The following is a 3074-nucleotide window of genomic DNA, read 5'->3' as shown; positions in this document are numbered from 1 at the left end:
CTCCGAAGGCCTTGAAGATCTTGGCGGAATTGCTGTCCGACTTCACCCAGTATTCGGGGTGCCATTGCACGCCGACCGCGAAGGCCCGCGCGTCCTTGACGGAAACCGCTTCGATCGTGCCGTCGGTGGCCAATGCCTCGATTTGCAGTTTCGAGCCGAGCCGGTCGATCCCTTGCCGATGCAAGGAGTTGACCTTGATGTCGCCGGCGCCGAACACGCCGGCTAAGCAGCTGCCCGGCTTGATCGAGACCGTCTGATGGATGGCGAAGCGCTCGTCCTGATTGTCGCTCACCGGCGCGCGATGGTCGAGCGAGCCTTCGCGCTCCTGGATCTCGGTGCCGAGCGTGCCGCCCAGCGCCACGTTCAGCTCCTGGATGCCACGGCAGATCGCAAGCACCGGCACGCCGCGCTCCAGCGCCTTGCGGATCAGCGGCAGCGTCGTGGCATCGCGGGCTTGATCGTAGGGACCGTTGGCCTCGCTCGGGTCGCCGTCATAAAGCGAGGGATGCACATTGGATTTCGAACCCGTCAGCATGACGCCGTCGACCGCCGACAGCAATTCGTCGAGGTCGAGCCGGTCGCCGAAGGACGGCACCAGCAGCGGGAACACGCCGGCGCCGGCCACAGCCGCTTCCAGATACTGCTGGGGCGCGGCGTGCCAGGTGTAGTTGTCGAACTGGCGGACGTCGGTTGAGACGGCGACGAGCGGTTGCTGCATTTTGAGTTTGGTTTCCATCAGGCCAAGGAATTGTTCTGCCTATAAAATAAGCGATCCGACGCGGCTTTTCCATGGCAAGTTTGGCCGCCTCGCATGGACCAGGGAAGTGAGCGTTAGACTATAGTTGCAGATGGCGGCCGAATGGCCGCTAGCTGGGTCGCGGCGCTGGACTCGACTTCTTGCCCGTGTATGGTTCTCGACAACCGGTCCGGGCACCGAGAATGTCCCGGCATCGGTCAGCTGATCCGCAAGGGAGGAAACTTAATGGATCGTCGTTCATTCATCCGCAAGGCCGGTGCGTCCGGCGTGGGCGCCGCGGCAGCGGCCGCGACGCTCGCCGCGCCGGCCATCGCCCAGTCCAACCCGAAAGTGACCTGGCGGCTTGCGTCGTCCTTCCCCAAGTCGCTCGACACGATCTATGGCGGCGCCGAGGTCTTCTCGAAAATGCTGTCGGAAGCGACCGATGGCAATTTCCAGGTCCAGGTCTTCGCCTCCGGCGAACTGGTGCCCGGTCTGCAGGCGGCGGACGCCACCGCAGCCGGCACGGTCGAAGCCTGTCATACGGTGGCATACTATTACTGGGGCAAGGATCCCACCTGGGCGCTGGGCGCGGCCGTGCCGTTCTCGCTCAATGCGCGCGGCATGAATGCCTGGCACTACCATGGCGGCGGCATCGACCTGTTCAACGAATTCCTGGCCACGCAGGGCCTTTTCGGTCTGCCGGGCGGCAACACGGGCGTGCAGATGGGCGGCTGGTTCCGCAAGCAGATCAACACGGTCGCCGACCTGTCCGGCCTGAAGATGCGCATCGGCGGTTTTGCCGGCAAGGTCGTGCAGAAGCTCGGAGTCGTGCCGCAGCAGATCGCCGGCGGCGACATCTACCCGGCGCTGGAAAAGGGCACGATCGATGCGGCCGAATGGGTCGGCCCCTATGACGACGAGAAGCTCGGCTTCTACAAGGTCGCGCCCTATTACTACTATCCCGGCTGGTGGGAAGGCGGCCCGACCGTGCACCTGCTCTTCAACAAGGCCAAATACGAAGAGCTGTCGCCGGCCTACAAGTCGCTGGTGCACACCGCCGCCCAGGCGGCGGACGCCAACATGCTGCAGAAATACGACTTCCTCAATCCGGCGGCGGTGAAGCGGCTGGTGGCCGGCGGCGCCAAGCTGGCGCCTTTCAGCCAGGAAATCCTGGCGGCCTGCTTCGAAAAGGCCAACGAAGTCTATGCCGAAATGGAAGCCAACAACGCGCCGTTCAAGAAGATCTGGGAATCGATCAAGGGCTTCCGCAAGGAGCACTATCTCTGGGCCCAGGTCGCCGAATATAATTACGACACCTTCATGATGGTGCAGCAGCGCAACGGCAAGCTGTAGGCTTGCCCTTACCTTCTCCCCTTGTGGGAGAAGGTGGATCGGCGCGCAGCGCCGAGACGGATGAGGGGTGTTGGACGGAGTGCCGTCCGCGCCAAGCTGGAGCACCCCTCATCCGTCGCCTTCGGCGACACCTTCTCCCACAAGGGGAGAAGGGAGAACTGCGTCTCAGCCTCGTCCCGGCACCACCAGCACCTTGACCTCGCCCGGCGCCGGCGGATTGGCGATGACGTCTGGAGCCTCTTCCAAGCTGACCTGCCTTGAGATCAGCCTATCGATCTCGATCGCCCCGGAGGCAATCAACTGCGCCGCCCGGCCATGCGTGAACGGGTTGAGGAAGGAGCCGAGCACCTTCAATTCGCGAAACAAAAGATCGAACGGCTCGATCTCCACCTTCATGCCTTGCGGCACCACGCCGACGATCACGACCGTGCCGCCGGCTTTGGCAATCCGCATCGACTGTTCGACCGTGTCGCGCACGCCAGCGCACTCCAGCACCATGTCGACGCCGCCGGGCGCCAGGCCATTCGGGCCGGCGATGGCTGCGACCGGATCGCCGGCGCTTGGATCCACCGTTGCCGTCGCGCCGAGCTCCTCGGCAAGCGCGCGGCGCGAGGCCTGCCTGGTCGACAGGATGATGGTCGCAGCACCGGCGAGCTTCGCCAGTTGCACGACGAGCAGGCCGATGACGCCGCCGCCGAGCACCACGACCGACGCGCCCGGCCGGATCGCTGCCAGGTCGACGCCGTGCAGGCAGCAGGCCAGCGGCTCGCAGAAGGCGCCATGCGTCGGTCTTAGGTTCGGGGGTAGCCGGAACGCCTGCCTGTGCGGCATCAGCACATAGTCGGCGAAGCCGCCGTCGCGATGGATGCCGATGGCGCTGAGATTGCTGCAGAGATTGACGCGGCCGGCATGGCAGTGGGCGCAGCGTCCGCAGGCGATGTTGGGATCGCCGGTGACGCGGTCGCCGATCGCAATGCCGGAC

Annotated in this window: 3 protein-coding genes; 1 reads left to right on the top strand and 2 read right to left on the bottom strand. The window is 64.8% G+C overall.

The genetic code is table 11. The features are described from left to right. Positions 1–718, bottom strand: a 718-nt coding sequence (locus EOA24_RS32385; RefSeq protein ID WP_133374721.1) for a gamma-glutamyl-gamma-aminobutyrate hydrolase family protein, incomplete at its 3' end; no start/stop codon positions are given. A 264-nt stretch (positions 719–982) separates the two neighbouring features. Here EOA24_RS32385 and EOA24_RS32380 point away from each other — a divergent pair. Further along, positions 983–2092: a TRAP transporter substrate-binding protein gene (locus tag EOA24_RS32380; RefSeq protein WP_126063122.1), complete on the top strand. Its 1110-nt coding sequence runs from the start codon at positions 983–985 to the stop codon at positions 2090–2092. A gap of 165 nt (positions 2093–2257) precedes the next feature. Here EOA24_RS32380 and EOA24_RS32375 read toward each other — a convergent pair. Next, positions 2258–3074 (bottom strand): zinc-binding dehydrogenase (locus EOA24_RS32375; protein ID WP_127410500.1); only part of this gene is annotated, 817 nt, incomplete at its 5' end.

Source organism: Mesorhizobium sp. M2A.F.Ca.ET.039.01.1.1, from assembly GCF_003998035.1.
Taxonomy (GTDB): Bacteria; Pseudomonadota; Alphaproteobacteria; order Rhizobiales; family Rhizobiaceae; genus Mesorhizobium.
This window is presented reverse-complemented; position numbering and strand designations above follow the sequence as displayed.